15 protein-coding genes are annotated in these 16,835 nt (G+C 38.7%); 5 read left to right on the forward strand and 10 right to left on the reverse strand.

The genetic code is table 11. The features are described from left to right. Positions 1-62: 62 nt before the first annotated feature. From recA to CBM24_RS02620, 4 genes are all read right to left on the reverse strand, one after another. A complete protein-coding gene (gene recA, locus CBM24_RS02605) occupies positions 63-1,088 on the reverse strand; it encodes a recombinase RecA (RefSeq protein WP_046674918.1) in 1,026 nt (341 codons plus the stop codon). Positions 1,089-1,155: 67 nt separating this feature from the next. After that, positions 1,156-1,833, reverse strand: a complete 678-nt coding sequence (gene nth / locus CBM24_RS02610; RefSeq protein ID WP_075994622.1) for an endonuclease III — start codon at positions 1,831-1,833, stop codon at positions 1,156-1,158. 165 nt (positions 1,834-1,998) lie between these two features. Then, positions 1,999-2,190 (reverse strand): hypothetical protein, encoded by a 192-nt coding sequence (locus CBM24_RS02615; protein WP_153848161.1) that lies wholly within the window; start codon positions 2,188-2,190, stop codon positions 1,999-2,001. An 80-nt stretch (positions 2,191-2,270) separates the two neighbouring features. Further along, positions 2,271-3,896 (reverse strand): S8 family serine peptidase, encoded by a 1,626-nt coding sequence (locus CBM24_RS02620; RefSeq protein ID WP_088160113.1) that lies wholly within the window; start codon positions 3,894-3,896, stop codon positions 2,271-2,273. A 326-nt stretch (positions 3,897-4,222) separates the two neighbouring features. Between CBM24_RS02620 and CBM24_RS02625 the strand changes: the two genes are divergently transcribed. Next, the gene (locus tag CBM24_RS02625; protein WP_088160114.1) at positions 4,223-6,331 is read left to right on the forward strand and encodes a S9 family peptidase; all 2,109 of its coding nucleotides are present in this window, start codon (positions 4,223-4,225) and stop codon (positions 6,329-6,331) included. A gap of 22 nt (positions 6,332-6,353) precedes the next feature. Here CBM24_RS02625 and CBM24_RS02630 read toward each other — a convergent pair whose 3' ends face one another. Beyond that, positions 6,354-6,617, reverse strand: a complete 264-nt coding sequence (locus CBM24_RS02630; RefSeq protein ID WP_075990905.1) for a hypothetical protein — start codon at positions 6,615-6,617, stop codon at positions 6,354-6,356. Between the two features lie 575 nt (positions 6,618-7,192). On the opposite strand from CBM24_RS02630, the gene CBM24_RS02635 reads away from it, so the two are divergent. The 3 genes from CBM24_RS02635 (at position 7,193) to argC (ending at position 10,371) form a co-directional block, all read left to right on the forward strand. Continuing rightward, entirely contained in the window at positions 7,193-7,909 is a 717-nt protein-coding gene (locus CBM24_RS02635) for a GNAT family N-acetyltransferase (RefSeq protein WP_070561978.1), read from the forward strand. A 161-nt stretch (positions 7,910-8,070) separates the two neighbouring features. After that, entirely contained in the window at positions 8,071-9,255 is a 1,185-nt protein-coding gene (argG, locus tag CBM24_RS02640; protein ID WP_075990906.1) for an argininosuccinate synthase, read from the forward strand. A 102-nt stretch (positions 9,256-9,357) separates the two neighbouring features. Then, on the forward strand, positions 9,358-10,371 hold the full coding sequence (gene argC / locus CBM24_RS02645; RefSeq protein ID WP_088163433.1) for an N-acetyl-gamma-glutamyl-phosphate reductase: 1,014 nt from the start codon (positions 9,358-9,360) through the stop codon (positions 10,369-10,371). 186 nt (positions 10,372-10,557) lie between these two features. On the opposite strand, the gene CBM24_RS02650 is transcribed toward argC, so the two are convergent. From CBM24_RS02650 to CBM24_RS02665, 4 genes are all read right to left on the reverse strand, one after another. Beyond that, positions 10,558-11,244, reverse strand: a complete 687-nt coding sequence (locus CBM24_RS02650) for a hypothetical protein (protein WP_157698358.1) — start codon at positions 11,242-11,244, stop codon at positions 10,558-10,560. 10 nt (positions 11,245-11,254) lie between these two features. Continuing rightward, positions 11,255-11,977: an intradiol ring-cleavage dioxygenase gene (locus tag CBM24_RS02655; RefSeq protein WP_075990909.1), complete on the reverse strand. Its 723-nt coding sequence runs from the start codon at positions 11,975-11,977 to the stop codon at positions 11,255-11,257. Between the two features lie 75 nt (positions 11,978-12,052). Continuing rightward, entirely contained in the window at positions 12,053-12,742 is a 690-nt protein-coding gene (locus tag CBM24_RS02660) for a LytR/AlgR family response regulator transcription factor (protein ID WP_075990910.1), read from the reverse strand. A 61-nt stretch (positions 12,743-12,803) separates the two neighbouring features. Beyond that, positions 12,804-13,958, reverse strand: coding sequence for a sensor histidine kinase (locus CBM24_RS02665; protein WP_088160116.1), 1,155 nt, complete (start codon positions 13,956-13,958; stop codon positions 12,804-12,806). A 429-nt stretch (positions 13,959-14,387) separates the two neighbouring features. On the opposite strand from CBM24_RS02665, the gene CBM24_RS02670 reads away from it, so the two are divergent. After that, the gene (locus CBM24_RS02670) at positions 14,388-15,680 is read left to right on the forward strand and encodes a DUF3472 domain-containing protein (protein ID WP_088160117.1); all 1,293 of its coding nucleotides are present in this window, start codon (positions 14,388-14,390) and stop codon (positions 15,678-15,680) included. 105 nt (positions 15,681-15,785) lie between these two features. Here CBM24_RS02670 and CBM24_RS02675 read toward each other — a convergent pair whose 3' ends face one another. Next, positions 15,786-16,622 (reverse strand): hypothetical protein, encoded by an 837-nt coding sequence (locus CBM24_RS02675; protein WP_088163434.1) that lies wholly within the window; start codon positions 16,620-16,622, stop codon positions 15,786-15,788. Positions 16,623-16,835: the final 213 nt, after the last annotated feature.

The following is a 16,835-nucleotide window of genomic DNA, read 5'->3' on the forward strand; positions in this document are numbered from 1 at the left end:
CGTAAAAAAAATAGCCATCCTAAACAGGATGGCTACCTACATTATACTAATTTTTACAGCAACTAGTCTTCGTTTTCCTCGATGTTAAGCATTGGATCTTCTCCTGTCACTTCAGCACGGATTTTAGCTTCAAGTTCGTCCATTAAATCTGGATTGTCGAATAATAAGGCTTTAACAGCATCTCGACCTTGTCCTAATTTGGTCTCACCATAGCTAAACCAAGAGCCTGCTTTTTTAATAATACCATATTCAACACCTAGATCAATGATTTCACCTACTTTAGAGATACCTTCACCAAAGATGATATCAAATTCCGCTATGCGGAACGGAGGTGCAACTTTATTTTTTACAATCTTCACTTTTACGCGGTTACCCGATACTTCATCAGAATCTTTGATTTGTGATGTGCGACGGATATCTAAACGTACAGAAGCGTAGAATTTTAATGCATTACCACCAGTTGTTGTTTCTGGGTTGCCAAACATCACACCAATTTTTTCACGCAATTGGTTGATGAAAATACAACAACAGTTTGTTTTTGAAATTGTACCTGTCAACTTACGTAAAGCTTGTGACATCAAACGAGCTTGAAGCCCCATTTTAGAATCACCCATTTCGCCTTCGATCTCACCTTTTGGCACCAAAGCGGCAACGGAGTCAATAACAATAACGTCGATTGCACCAGAACGGATTAGGTTATCAGCAATTTCTAAACCTTGCTCACCATTATCTGGTTGAGAAATCAATAAATTTTCTACATCTACGCCTAATTTTTGAGCGTAATATTTATCAAAAGCATGCTCAGCATCAATGATTGCTGCAATACCGCCTTTTTTTTGTGCTTCGGCAACAATGTGAGTTGCTAAGGTAGTTTTACCTGAAGATTCAGGTCCATATATTTCAATGATACGGCCTTTTGGTACACCGCCAATTCCTAAGGCGATATCCAAGCCTAGAGATCCTGTAGAAATAGCTTCGATCGGCTCAACAGCAGTATCACCTAATTTCATAATTGAACCTTTTCCAAAGTTCTTTTCCAATTTATCTAACGTCAGCTGTAAAGCTTTTAGTTTATCTGTGTTGCTCATATTTTTAGTATATATTTCTCAAAATTAAAAATTAAAAATCATAAACCAAATATTTTCACTAAAAAAATTAGTTTTTTGTCTCTGGTATAGCTGAGACACTTTTTATATGGTGATTTTTTTCAAAGTATTTGCACATATAAGTGATAGGGCATTTCTCACACAGTGGCTTTCGGGCCAGGCATATATAACGCCCGTGTAAGATAAGCCAATGATGGGCAATGGCAATCGTATCTTTAGGTAGATTTTTTACCAATTGTTTTTCCACAGCTAATGGTGTTGTTGCACGATAAGTTAGCCCAAGACGGTTTGCAACACGAAAAACATGGGTATCTACGGCCATAGCGGGATTATGATAAACAACAGAGGAAATGACATTAGCAGTTTTTCGACCTACACCTGGAAGTTTCACAAGATCCTCAATTTTTTCGGGTACAATATTGTCGAACTTTTCAATCAGTAGCTGAGCCATCCCCACAAGGTGTTTGGCCTTGTTATTCGGATAGCTTACAGATCGTATATAGCTAAACACCTCGTCTACGCTGGAAGCTGCCAAGCTGTGTGCATCTGGGTAGCGTGCAAACAACTTGGGCGTGACTTGGTTGATCCTTTTATCTGTACACTGTGCAGATAAAATAACGGCAACCAGTAATTCAAAGGGATTACTATAGTTGAGTTCTGTCTGTGCGTCAGGACTATTTTTGGAGAAATAATCTACGAAAGCCTTGTATCGTTCTTGTTTTAACATCGGTTCAAAACTAGCCAAAATTTCCATCAAAAAAGAAATTTTGAAACCTAGTAAAAGGAGAATAATCTGATTTTAGTTTGTGGAAGGTAAGGCGAGTCACAGCTGTTTTACACTATAGCTGATCATGGATGTCGTAAGGTGAAAAAGAAAGGCCTAATCTCTAGATTAGGCCTTTCTTTTTTCTAGTTGTTTAGAATATGCAAGGATATTCTCAACACATCTTTTGCTTGGATGAAGCAACATTTTTGGTAATTGAAGTTTCAATTCATTTTCTATGTCCTCGTCTGTCATTACCTTTTCGTTTTGGGTTAGCAAATTTTGAACTTCGTTTTCTGATTGGGTAAAGTTTTCTACCATAAGCATCTGTTGTTTTGTCTCTGTAAGTTAATTAATTAAACGGACAAAAGATAGTTTTGGTATAAAAAACGAGAAAATATTTATTTTTTCTTTCTGTTAGTATATTCCTCTGCTTTTATAATAGCGTTATATGCATTAACGATTCCTCCAGTGACCGAAATGTCTGCTAATCGAACCGTTTTGCTGGCATCTTCACCAACTTTTACCTGTACCAGTTGATTCGGCTTTTCTACCGATTCCATAATAATTTGTTTCGTTTCCACAGCGCTCAAATTAGGGTAATAAGAACGAATCATGGCGGCCAGACCAGCGACAACGGGAGCAGCCATACTTGTGCCCTGTTCTTCTTTATACTTGGAATCTGGTACCGTTGAGTTGATGTGGACGCCAGGCGCGAAAACATCGACAGTTTTTTTACCATAATTGGAAAAATCGGCTAATAGTTCATTGTCCAAATGAAGGCCGGTTGCACCCACTGTGATCCAAGCATTAGCAACCCCGGTTGTATCACCTTTTACATCCGTATAATACTTCATCGGAAAATTAGGCTCTATATCGTTATCTTCACTGTCATTCCCTGCGGCATGTACCATCAGGACATCTTTGGATTCAGCATATTTGATGGCATCGTCTACGGCCTGTTTATTATAGGCATAACTTTTCCCAAAGCTCATGTTAAGTACTTTAGCGCCATTGTCTGCTGCATAGCGAATGGCATTTGCGACGTCTTTATCACGTTCATCACCATCGGGGACAAGTCTAACTGTGAGTATTTTAACATTGTCCGCTACGCCGTTGATACCAACATTATTATTACGTTTTGCACCAATGATTCCAGCGACATGGCTACCATGTAATGCGTCCGGTCCTTTTACATCTGCATTTCCGTAGTATCGCTCTGAAGCATCTTCATAATTATCTCCAACAATAGGTCGAGAATCGTATGCTTTGTTTAAATGATAATCAACTTGATTGTTGAAATATTTTGCACCTTCGGTGATATCATCAAAAAATTTGGCGAAGCCGCCGTTGTTGATTTCATCCTTTGCATAGCCAAGTGCGATACGTTGCGTGTTTGTGGTTGCTTTGAAATTGTCTATATCCTCCTGTGTGATATCTTCGGGCTTTTTACCTATTTCACGTACCACAGCGTCTATGTTACGTTTGAGCGCATCGTAGGAAAATTGGCCCATCTTAGCTTCTTCTAGCTTGTTTTTATATTTGGCAAGCATCTTTTGATAACTAGCGAAAGATTTTCGACCAGCTTCATTGAGTTCTGTTGCCGCTGTGATGTTTGCAAACTTTTTGTCCAGAACCCTAAGCTGTCTTGTCAATTCCAGGTTATCGAACTGAACGTCCTTTCCATCGGCGTTTCCAATAAAATTCCAGCCGTATTTATCATTAATATAGCCATTACCATCATTATCTATACCATTCGTGAGACTATCTTTCGTATTGATCCACACAACATCTTTGAGATCCTCGTGATAAACATCAACACCTCCATCCAATACCCCAACAATGATTGGAGTAGATTTTCTTCCTTTCAATAACGTTTTATATGTTTTTTCGGTACTGATTCCCATGACCCCATCTGTTTTATAATCCAAATTGAACCAATTTGCTGGAATGGTATCGGATTGTCCGAAAGAGATAAGGGGCAATGAGCCTAAAGCAATTAGGTATAGTGATTGTTTTAAATTCATATGTAAATAATTCTTAATGAAGTGTCTGCTTTCATTTGTTGCAATGCACGCGTTCCACCTGGTTATTCTCTCCTGTTTATTTTAAATTTTCTTCATGAGCGTGTAAGCTCGCATATTCCTGCCTATAGCAGAATAGCAAAGATAATGCTAATGCCTCTTCTGAACTGTTAATTTTTATTAAAAGTATTTATAATCCATATCTCTTAGCAAACTGTTGACGAAATATCTTAAATTCAAACCATTTCTAAGAGTCTCCTGTTTTATTTAGATGATCTAGATAGCTAGGATAAGAAAGAGTATATATTGATTAGCGTATAAAAGAGCGAATGCAACAAAATAAGAAAATAGTTTGGCCTAATGTGATGGCCCCAGTGGCGGCAATTTACCCTCATGTCAGAAAGATACATGATGATACTGTGCAAGATGATTATTACTGGATGATTGATTACTTTAAAAAAGGAGAAAAATCGCAAGAAGTTATTGACTATCTGGAAGAGGAAAACAATTATACCAATTTAATGCTTCAAGATACCGAAGATTTACAGGAAAATCTTTTTGATGAATTGAAATCCCGGATTAAGGAAAAGGACGAGTCTGTGCCTTATTACAAAAATGGCTACTATTATTATAGCCGGACGGAAGAGGGAAAACAATATTTTAAATTCTGTCGGAAAAAGGGGACACTGGAGGGCGAAGAGGAAGTGCTGTTGGATGTAGATCAGCTTGCCGAAGGGCATGCATATTATACGGCAAAAGGATTTTCTGTTAGTCCGGATAATCGTTTGCTTGCCTTTAGTGTGGATACTGTCTCTCGGAGAGAATATACCATATTTATCAAAAATATCGAGACCGGAGAAATCTATCCCGACCAGATAAAGAATACAGAGGGAGCCGCTATTTGGGGAAATGATAATCGAACCTTGTTCTATACGGCCAAGAATCCTGTTACCTTGCTTAGTGAAAAGATTATGCGACATACACTGGGGGGCGATCCGGCAGCAGATGTGCTTGTGTATGAAGAAAAAGATAACACAAATTATATCGGAGTTGGTAAATCCAAAAATGGAAAATATGTTATGATCAATTCTGAAGGGACATTATCCTCAGAAATTTGGTTATTAAATGCTGACTCACCGCAATCGGAATTTCGTATTTTTCAGCCTAGGATACAGGATGTTCTCTATTCGGTTGTTGCATTGGAAGATCGGTTCTTAATACTTACCAATGATGGAGCTATTAATTTCCGAATCATGCAATGTCCCTTAGATCGTACAGATCGCAGCCACTGGCAGCCATTCATAGACCATCGACCGGATGTATTGGTCAGCGATATTGAAGAGTTTAAGGATTTTCTGGCGATTGCTGAAAGGAAAAATGGATTGACCCAATTGGCAATTTATAATTTAAAGAGTCAGCATCAGCACTATTTGGATTTCGGAGAAGTTGCCTATACGGTATACCCGGGTATTAATGTTGAATACAACAGTGATAAGTTACGATATGGCTATACTTCTTTAGTGACACCAAGCTCAGTCTATGAATATGATATGGCTAAGCAGAAGAAAATATTATTAAAGCAACAGGAGATTTTGGGAGGGTATGACCAAACCGCGTATATCACCGAACGTGTTTTTGCAACAGCAAGAGATGGTGTTCAAGTGCCCATCTCTATTGTTTATAAAAAGGGAACCAAACTTGATGGTTCAGCTCCATTATTGCAATATGCCTACGGATCTTATGGTGCGTCGATGGATCCCACTTTTTCGAGCAATCGACTAAGTCTGTTGGATCGTGGATTTATCTATGCCTTGGCACATATCAGAGGCGGTGAGGAAATGGGGCGCCAATGGTATGAAGATGGAAAAATGATGCACAAGATGAATACCTTTTATGATTTTGTGGATTGTGGTAAATACCTGATTGATCAACATTATTGTATGCCCGAACATCTCTATGCGCAAGGGGGAAGTGCCGGAGGTTTGCTGATGGGTGTAATCGCTAATATTGCGCCTGAGCAATATCATGGCATAATAGCTCAGGTACCATTTGTAGATGTGGTGAATACCATGTTGGATGATACAATACCGTTGACTACAAATGAGTATGATGAATGGGGTAACCCCAATGAGAAGGAAGCCTATTATTATATGAAGGCCTATTCTCCATATGAAAACATTGAAGCAAAAGAATACCCTAATTTATTGGTCACAACCGGGCTGCACGATAGTCAGGTGCAGTATTTTGAACCAGCAAAATGGGTAGCAAAACTGAGAGCTACTAAAATAGGAGATGCGGTTTTACTGTTAAAAACAGATATGGATTATGGTCATGGTGGTGCATCTGGTCGATTTGACTATTTAAAGGAAATTGCATTGGAATATGCTTTTCTCTTTAAATTGGAAGGGATTATTCCAAATTATACAAACGAACAATAAAAAAGCGGCATTAGCCGCTTTTTTATTGTTGAGCATGATTAATGCTATCCTGTTGTTTTTGTAAACGCTCTTCCCGCTCGATCTCTCTAGAGTCGATCTGATGCTGTTGATAATTGTCCATGGCCACTTTACTGGCTTTCTGCGATACGTAGATCGCTAATAGGGCAACAATAGTAATGATTGCTATTCCCCAGGCATATTTATGTTTGTCCTGTTTGACGAGCCAATACATAAAGATAATGTAAGGGACGGCAAAAATAATATAGAAAATTAAACTCGGTGACATACTATTCTCCATTAAATGATCCCTACAAAAGTATCGTTTTTGACTAAAAATAACGAACCGATAGAAAAAACAACAATTTCAATTGATAAAGCCTTAAACCTTTATCCGTTTTATTGTCAAATTAATATCGCTAATGTGATCGTTCTATTACCGACTTGTTGTGGATTAATTGCTTGAAAATGAAGCTTACAGGAAGGTTTTGACGGTGGATTGTAAATTTTTAATTTTTGCAAAAAATCAATGAGAATATTGTGGAAAAGAAAAAAATATTTTTATACATTTGCATCGTCAGAAACAATTGACAGAGCATAAAAAAATGAAACAGAACAAAAAGAACGATTATTCTTATATTCAAACTTTTGAGAAGTTTATGAAGAAGGTCTTTTGTGCTTTCATTTTTGTAGAAATACCTGTTTTACGCCTCCGACGACCTATACTACCTCGGGCTTGATTTGAGGTAGTGAATCTTTCCAAGCAAGACCATGATTGTCCGATGGTTTTGAATCCATTATTTTAATTTATTTAGTAACAAAACACGACAGTAGTTGTTGTTTTATTATTAGGGTCGTAAGTCAATGACTATATCAGATTTTTTAATTATCCCGGCTAAACCTGAGCATGCACATTATGCAGAGGTTATTTGCGACGAAATGTTCGAGTCTGCAAAGGCTCGTGGTACTGGTATTGCGCGTCGTAAACCAGAATACGTTGCCAACAAGATGAATGAAGGTAAAGCAGTGATTGCTTTACATAGAGATGGCCGATGGGCAGGTTTTTGTTATATAGAAACTTGGGGGCATGGGGATTATGTCGCTAACTCAGGTTTGATTGTCAATCCCGAATTCAGAAAAGTCGGTTTGGCAAAAGCAATCAAAAAAAGAGTCTTTGAGCTTTCACGTGAGAAATACCCTAAAGCGAAGATCTTTGGTTTGACAACCGGATTCGCCGTGATGAAAATCAATTCAGAACTGGGCTATGAACCGGTTCCCTATTCCGAATTGACTTCCGATGATGAATTCTGGAAAGGCTGTCAAAGCTGCGTGAATTATGAGATCCTGATGAGTAAAGACCGTAAAAACTGTATGTGTACCGCCATGCTTTGGGATCCCGAAGAGAAAGAACGTGAATTGCGGGAGAAGATCCAGCGCAAGCATGAAGCGAAAGAACGTTTGGAAAGAATTACACAAAAACAGTCTCTGCTAAAGCGTATACAGGCGAAGTTTTGGAAATCGGCCAATAAATTTATTGCTGTCAATTTTCCGAAGCATAACAAAGTCGCAAAAGGATATTAAGCTAAGGCTGAGCGATTATATTGAAAATAGATGTAACAGGTAACTGAAGATGTTCGTAATAACAAGATCAGTTCAAGGTTCTCTCAACATAATAATAAAAAACCGAGTGAAACGAGCTTAAATCAGCCGTTGAAAACAAACACTCATAAAATAACATTCTAATGAAAAAAGTAGTTTTAGCATTTAGTGGGGGATTAGATACTTCATTCTGTTGTATTTATCTTACACAAGATTTAGGTTTAGAAGTTCATTCCGTAGTTGTAAATACAGGTGGTTTTTCGGATGAAGAATTAAAAAATATTGAAGAACGTGCTTATGCTTTAGGTGTGAAATCACATACAGCTATAGACGAAACGGCAGACTATTACCGCGAAACTATTAAATTTTTGATTTTTGGCAATGTGTTAAAAAATGCGACTTATCCATTGTCAGTATCTGCTGAGCGTGTATGCCAAGCAACCGCAATTGCAAACTATGCAAAGAAAATTGGCGCTGAATGTGTTGCTCATGGATCTACAGGTGCAGGAAACGACCAAGTACGTTTCGATATGATTTTCCAGACCCTGATTCCAGGAGTGGAAATTATCACCCCAATCCGTGATCTACAATTGTCGCGTGAAGCCGAAATAGAATATTTGAATAAGCATGGTGTAGAGTATTCTGCTGAAAAAGCAAAATACTCCATCAATAAAGGTCTTTGGGGTACTTCTGTTGGTGGAGCAGAAACATTGACATCCAACCAATACTTACCAGAGTCGGCATGGCCAACTCCAGTGACTTCTTCAGAGCCGCAACAAATTACAATCGATTTTGAAAAAGGAGAGCCTATTGCATTAAATGGTGAGAAAATGGCTTCCGTTAAAGTGATTCAAGAATTACAGACAATAGCTCAACCATACGGTATTGGCCGTGATATCCACGTTGGTGATACAATCATTGGTATCAAAGGCCGTGTGGGTTTTGAAGCCGCTGCTTCTGTCATTTTAATCAAGGCACATCATGCCTTAGAAAAACATACCTTAACTAAATGGCAATTGTCCTGGAAAGATCAAATCGCTGCTTTCTACGGAAATTATATGCACGAAGGCCAAATGCACGATCCCGTTATGCGTGATATCGAAGCATTCTTGCAATCCTCACAAGAAACAGTGACTGGCCGAGTGATTGTTGAACTTCACCCATACCGTTTTGTCGTCATTGGTGTCGAGTCTGAACACGATTTGATGTCCAATAAATTCGGCAGCTATGGTGAAATGAATAAGGGCTATACAGGTGACGATGTGAAAGGTTTCTCCAAAATTTTTGGAAATCAAACCATCATTTGGCACAAAGTGAATAAAAAATAAACCGTGTTTTATGCCATGTATTTTTTCTTAAAGTAAACTTGATAAGAAAAAGTACATGGCATGATAGGTGATAACGCATACCTAAATTCTAAATTCAAAAAAATGATAAGAGTAGGAATAATTGGTTCGGCAGGATATACTGGTGGTGAATTATTACGTGTATTGATTTATCATCCTGAGGTGGAAATCGTATTTGCTAATAGCGCTTCCAATGCAGGAAATAAGTTATATGAAGTTCACAATGATCTATTTGGTGATACTGAATTGACCTTCTCTTCGGACTTTCACTCAGCTATTGATGTATTGTTCTTATGTGTTGGTCATGGTGATGCACGCAAATTTTTAGATGTAAATCCAATCGATGCATCCGTGAAGATTATTGATCTCTCACAAGATTATCGTCTTCGTGCGAATACAGCTTTCCAAGGTCAACAATTCGTGTATGGGCTTCCGGAACTAAACAAAGAGGCAATCAAAACGGCTCAGTATATTGCTAATCCAGGATGCTTTGCAACAAATATCCAATTGGCTTTATTGCCATTAGCGAGTAAAGGCTTATTACCTGATCAAATCCATGTTAATGCAACGACTGGATCAACAGGGGCAGGACAAAAACCAGGTGCAACAACGCATTTCTCCTGGCGTAACAATAACCTTTCTGCTTACAAATCTTTTGAACACCAGCATTTGCAGGAAATTTCAGAGTCCTTGGATCAGCTACAAGCGGGATTTTTGCCGGTGTCAGACCGATCATTGTTGGAACGTGCTGCTGCAAAAATTAATTTTGTTCCTCAACGTGGCGATTTTGCCCGCGGAATTTTTTCGGCAATTTATGTAGACACCGATTTGTCTGAAGAGCAGGCCTACGCATTGTATGACAGCTATTATGCCGCTCACCCTTTTACACATGTCAGTCCTAAAAATATTGACCTCAAACAGGTCGTTAATACAAATAAAAGTATTATCCACCTCGAAAAGCACGGAAATAAGCTCCTTATTTTAAATGCGACCGATAATTTGCTGAAAGGAGCATCTGGTCAAGCTGTACAAAATATGAACTTAATGTTCGGTTTAGACGAGCGTACAGGATTAAACTTGAAAAGCGTTGGTTTTTAGCCATTTTTAAAATATTAAACAGCAATATCAACAAGTTGTGAGTAACTTGAGGGATCACCTTAAAAGCGAAATGAGGTTTTCAACATTTTATTAACATCGTGTGGAAAAGTGAAGGGTAGACCCTTCACTTTTTTATGTTTATCGTGGTCGTTATTTTGGAAATCATCGTTTTTTAAATCTATTCCGTTAGAAACACAAAACCACCAAAAGGCCAGTTGCCGATAAGCATTCGATGTCTAAATTTTTTGAATCTGGTAGATAAAGACCATCAGATGGATAAAGAATACGTTCTTCAACTTCAAAATTACCATCTAATGCAAATGCAAATGCGCTTTTTTGGTCTTGGCCAATCTGTAATTCAAAATCATGTTTTCCGGCAAATGCACCGAAGTAGAACTGAAAATCAGTAGCTAAGTCGGTGCCTACAGGATACATCTTGTTTTTCTCAAACGAAGATGAAAGTGGAAGATTCACAATATGAGGTAGTGTAGGAGTGTTTATTGCCGAATTAAGCACAAATTCTTGAAAGATCGCAGGCTCCCCAACTTCGGATGATGCCTTTATGTGAATTGCCGTATTATTTTCAAAATTGTGTACTAAGATTGTTCCGACAGGAACGGTATAGGTTTGGCCATCCATCGTCACGAGTAGATCCCCAACCAAAGGAATCAAAAATGAGACTGTATCCTGATTGGTCGGGAGTTCCAAAGTCTCTTGAAGCGCGACTTGCCAGCTATTGACTTGTTGCAACCGGCCAATAGCCTCCCGGTGAGGAGCAGCAAAGGAGCTATAATTGAGTGTGCTCCTGACTAAATGTGTTTCGATTGATGTTTCCCCTCGCTGTTCCGCGATATAGATTCTAATATCCTGCATGATCAGGCTGTTAAGCATTAACATGAATCGTCATTTTCATTTGGAAACCTTCAGATAAGGATCCTGTGACCGTAGACATTTCTTTGGTAACACCATCGCTGAATACGTTGTCATTGGCATTATAGGTATATCCTGAAACACCTTTTTTGTAACCATAAGAAGAACCTGTGTTATTGACTTCAAGACACAGACTATCTTGAAAGGCGATTTGCGTCACTAATAGCGATTTACCTGTAGCATCATATACATGAACGTGAATATGTGTTGCTCGACCTTGATACCAGCCCGGAAAGATGGTTTGGAAAGAAACAAGTCCATTGGCATTCGTAACTTGTCTACCGCGGTACCAATTGACAGACTGGTAGTTGCTGGATTGCATCTGTGTTCCGCCATATTGGGAATAGTTACCTTCCACATCACAATGCCAAATATCCACTAAAGCTCCTTCTAGTGCCGCACAGCTATTGTTTGTATTAACAATGGTAATTAAACCGAGCATATTCGCCCCAATACCATCACCTTTGCGTATATCTGATCGGACATAACTTGAAGGTGTTTTTGTCGGAAAAGGCCCTTCGGTTTCCGAAGGTGTTACACTGCAGCTTGAATCGACATTTACGTCAGTGCCCTCATCCGTAATTGATGTGGTATCGTCTTTCTTGCAAGCTGCCCAGACCATTGGCCCTGAAAATGCGAGCAATGATAGGGTTTTTATAAAATTTTTGCGTTCCATATCTCTTCTTTTTTATTTATGGAAGCAAGGTAATAGACGGAGATGTAAAATAATGTTAAGTAACGATAAAGAGGCTTATTGCATCGACGAATCACGTAGACATTGGATAACCTCATTATAGTAACCATCGCCGACTTTCAATGTGAAGTTGGGTAATTGTACTTTACGCTGTGAAAATGTAATGATGTGTTTGACTGCGATAACAAAGCTGCGGTGGATACGGATAAACTGATTTTTTGGCAAACGCTCGAGCATGGCTTTCATTGTCGATAGAGTCAATATTGTTTTTCCGTGTATAAGGTGTATTTTGATATAATCTTGCATGCTTTCCAAGCACTCAATTTCGTCAAGATAGATCTTGATTCGTTGATATTCTACACTCACGATTAAAAAGGGGCGATGGCTCTGTGTAGCTGAACGTGTCATCGCTTTATCGATGGCCCGTTCAAAACGGACGAAGTCAAATGGTTTGAGAAGATAGTCTACTGAATCAAGTTCAAATCCATCTATCGCATACTCCTTATGTGCTGTGGTGAAAATCAATAAAGGTCTTGGTTTTAAGTTCTTTGCAAAATCAATACCATTGATCTCGAGCATATCAATATCCAAAAAAATCAAATCAACACTGTTATTGGCGAGATATAGCTTCGCTTCATGGGGGTTACTGAAGGTTGCAGCAAGCTGTATAGCAGGATGCTTTGCTGTGAACGTCGAAATAATACGAAGAGCCAGGGGTTCATCGTCAAGAGCTATGCAAGTTAACATCGATTAAATTAAGATAAACTGCTTTTGTATATATAATCGTATAGCCTAATATAGAAACAATTTATGAAGAAATGTAAAGGATAAGCTGAACGAAAAAAGAATGATCCTCCTGCTGGATCGTCAGGCGATGTTTGTTGGCATAAAAATGTTCCAATAGACGTTTAACATTTTTAAGACCTGTTCCTGTTCGGTGTTGTTCGGTTGACTGTGTAGCTATGCTATTCTTTACATTTAATACACAGGATGTTGGCGTTAGAATGACTTCAAAACTTAATTGGGAGGGCTCTATTGTGCTTAATCCATATTTGAACGCATTTTCAACAAAAGGAAGCAACACAAATGCGTGTATCGTTTTAGGGTGTTCTAGCCCCGCATAGTGTTCACTGATAGAACAATTTGGGCCAGTGCGTAGCTTTTGGAGATTGATAAAATCTTGTATAGCCTGTATTTCAATCTTGATGTCAATCGTATCACTATGCCGTTCATCCATATAATAACGCATTAATTGTGAAAGACGATGAATACTACTCGCGACGGCATCATCGTTGGTCAATGCTAATGCATAAATATTATTTAAGGTGTTGAACAAAAAGTGGGGGTGGACCTGGGCTTTTAAGAAGGAAAGTTCGGCCTTCATCCGGTCTTGTTCGACCAATTGCATCTTTTGCTGAGTTTCCATCCAGTAGGTTACGATTCTATAGAGTGCGGCAAGGCTAATGGTTAACAGGAAAATATACACGGAAGCAATATCGATGGGTTGTGGCCGTTGTCCCGGGGTCTGCCCCGGACCTCGGTCTGGGGAATGCCTAGCAGATGGCGGCGGTGGAAAATCAGGGTGATGCCTAGACGAAAATTCTCTTTCTCCAGGGGTAGGTAATTGCTGACGTCCAATATGCATCAAGCGATCGAAGGGCTGAAGATAACAGGCTAATAACAAGCCTGTCAAAATAATGGAGATTCCGTAACTGATAAATTTTCGTTTTCTTATCGCATAAGGAATTAGCAGGTAAGCATTGACATAGAATAGGATTAAAAAACAGCCTGTGAAAATCCAAAATGCCGGCGCAAAAAGTATTTCCTTAATTTCCAATTGACCGTTGTTAAAAAATAATACTGGAAAGGATAAGAAAATAAGCCAGGCGAGTCCATGGATCAATATGGAGATTTGTTTTTGTCCTAAGATACGTTTTGATGTGCTATCAGCCGATTTGTCCATGGAGCTTGCTATTTTAGCTTTTATTAAAGGGGACTCTGATCTTAAAAATACACAAAAAGATTAGATCGTATTTTTAAAATGTTAAAATACACATCTCATTTTATAATAGTTCATTTAAATGGAAAGGAATAATGGTCAATTATTGCTGTTTTTTTACACAATCGATTGATATACATTTCCTTTCTTTTTCTGTAAATCTAAGCCTTATCTTCATCAAATAATCCAGTTTCGCAAACCGATACCATCTTTATTCAATAGTAAAGTGCAACAGAAAGATAGCTGATAAATTGAGTTTCAGAACAACTAAAGGAGTTTGGTTTCGTGAAGTATTCGAGTATAGCAGCATCTCGAATGCATGGCAAGCATTAATAACCGCAGGTAGTATAACTAGCCTAGGTTTGATATATAAATTGATAAAAAAAATAAAGTATGAAAAGAAAACACTTTATCCAGTATCTCTTTATGGGAGCTTTATCCTGTCTTTCGATAAGCAGTATAGCGCAAACAGTAGGGAAGACTTATGCCGTACCACTTGCCGGGAATGCTTTCATTACCGCAGGACAAGCTGGTGAAGCGGAAATTTCCGGTCGTAATGGCCTTGTAAAATGGTCAAGCGATCAGGAAGTGGTATCGGTTTATTTTAGGGCTCAAAAGGCGGGGAAATTGACTTTGAAACTGAAGGCAAAAAACGATGCTGGAAAATCCAAAATAGCAGTAGACGCTTTAGGAAAAAAGACGATCGTGAATGTGGAAAGTATTGAGCTGTCGGAAACAGCGCCTCTGTCGATTGATGTAAAATCGCCCGGTTACGTTCAGGTTAATTTAAAAGGCTTAAGTAAATCGGGAAGCAATTTTGCCGATGTAACCGAATTGCTTGTGAGCGGCGAAGCGGCTTCGGAAGGTCTTCTATTTTCCAATGATCCTGAGTATTACTATTGGTCCAGAAGAGGCCCTTCTTGTCATCTCAATTATACTGTTCCTACGGAGGGTAACGTTAGTTACTATTATAACGAAGTAACCGTCCCTCAAGGAGAAGATAAAGTTGGTTCCTATTTTATGGCGAATGGTTTTGGCGAAGGCTACTTTGGTATACAGGTTAATTCAGAAACCGAGCGACGGATCTTATTTTCCGTCTGGAGTCCATTTCACACAGATGACCCGAAAAGTATTCCAGATGAGCAAAAAATCCATCTACTAAAAAAAGGAAAGGATGTGCATTCGGGTGAGTTTGGAAATGAAGGGTCAGGCGGACAGAGTTACCGTAAGTACTTTTGGAAAGCAGGGGTAACCTATAAGTTTCTCTTGAAAGGCGTGCCTGATGAAAAAGGGAATACTGATTATACGGCTTGGTTTTTTGTGCCCGAAGAGCATGCATGGAATGTGATCGCAAGCTTCAAACGTCCACAGACAAACACCTACCTGAAACGATTCCATAGTTTCTTAGAGAACTTTAGTCCTAATCAAGGCTACCTGGGTAGAAAGGTCGAGTTTGGCAATCAATGGGTCTATGATGGACAATGGAAAGCTGTACAGGAGGCTTCTTTCAGTGTCGATAATACCTATCGTGCAAATCAACGCATTGATGCAATCGGCGGTATTATCAAAAACGGATACTTCCTTAGAAATGGTGGTTTCTTTAATGAAGTTGTTAAGCCAGGAAGTAAGTTTGAATTCCGGAATAAAAATAATGCACCGAAAATTGATTTTGACAAACTGCCTTAATCAAAAAGGAATAAAGACAATGTCTTTTTGTCGCTCAAAGTTTGTCCTAAACACAAAAGAGACGCATTTTAATGCGACTCTTTTGTGTTTAGGACAGCCCGCAATTTATTTTTCAGACAATTTGATATCACGTTCTACCGAAACATTATCTCCAGTAACAGCATTACCATCCTTATCCACTAGAGTCAATTTTACTTTATTGTTGCCCATTGGCAGCCCTTTTATCTCATATGGCCCCCATTTGTCCAATGTAAATGTCTGGCCATTGATATCTGCAATTACCTTGTTGCCGTCTGGAGCAAGTTTGGTATTGACTACGTAAAAATCTAACAGGAGATTTTTTGTTTCAGCTCCTTTATACTCACCTTTAGGTCGCGAATAGAAAAGTGATGGTTCCTTTGGTGTTGCATCTGTCGTCAATTTACCCGTTGCATCAATCTTAAATTTTACCAATTTAGAAGCTTCAGTGGTTTTTATGGATTCATGATAGGATCTTGATAAAAATGAGAGCAGGTAATGTTCCGAATTTAACGGTACTGTTACGGAGTTCTCGGGTTTGTAAAGAGCCGTGTAAGGTTTATTGTCTAAAATAAAATGGATATGTTGGCCATCATGCGAATTTGCCATATGGGCAGCATGGGCATCATCGGTCATCTCAGTCAATTTGAAATTCTTGATCGCATATTTTACAGTTACTTTTGCGGAGTCTGTTCCTACCTTTTCTGCAGTGATCGAGGCGATCTGCAGATCAGCTCCAGGAAATTCTTTCGAGTCTGCAATAGGACTAACGGTGATAGAGTCCATTTTTTGTGCAGTATTTGTGTCCATACTGCTGCTTGAGTCAGCTCCACCTGTACTTTTCGTAGATGAGTTGTTACACCCAATAGCGCCTACCATGAGCGCTACTGCAGCAGTAATACCTGTAATTCTGTAATACTTCATAATTTTTTTGTTTAATTTTTTAATCATTCAGCATCTTAAGTAACAGTCTATGTTCCTATTTTGTTTGTAATAAGGTTAAAAATAGGCCGTTTGGGATACTCATTGAAGTTTAATACACAGTGAATTAAATATTTTTAAAAAAATAGTCATATTAGATGTAATAAATCGATCTGCTGAAATGTCTTGATTATATAAAAGGCACGGGTGATATTG

It is taken from the genome of Sphingobacterium sp. G1-14 (assembly GCF_002196555.1).
Lineage (GTDB): Bacteria > Bacteroidota > Bacteroidia > Sphingobacteriales > Sphingobacteriaceae > Sphingobacterium > Sphingobacterium siyangense.